The sequence below is a fragment of the uncultured Microscilla sp. genome, assembly GCF_947493425.1.
Taxonomy (GTDB): Bacteria; Bacteroidota; Bacteroidia; order Cytophagales; family Microscillaceae; genus Microscilla.
This window is the reverse complement of sequence record NZ_CANLRP010000694.1, coordinates 1-223: the sequence shown is the minus strand read 5'-3', so window position 1 is coordinate 223 and position 223 is coordinate 1. Positions and strand designations below refer to the sequence as shown.

The window sequence follows — 223 nt, the reverse complement described above, 5'->3', positions numbered from 1 at the left end:
AACCCACACGCGACAAACCACGCAAGTTCCTTTCAATCTGACGTTGATAGGCTCGATGAGCATAGCTTGAATGAGACTAAAGACAATGATTTTGCGTTCAAATTGGCCTGTTTGGAGTCGTTCTTCTTGCAAATAGGAGGATCAAGTAAACTATCAAAAAGTGAAGTTTCTGAAGTGTATAAACGTTATACGAGGGAAGAAATGGCTCTTTTTGCCTCTAAAT

Annotated in this window: 1 protein-coding gene; it reads left to right on the top strand. The window is 39.9% G+C overall.

Annotation, left to right across the window (positions count from 1 at the left end; translation table 11 throughout):
- On the top strand, positions 1-223 hold a 223-nt coding region (locus tag Q0954_RS34930), incomplete at both ends, for a hypothetical protein (RefSeq protein ID WP_299466954.1).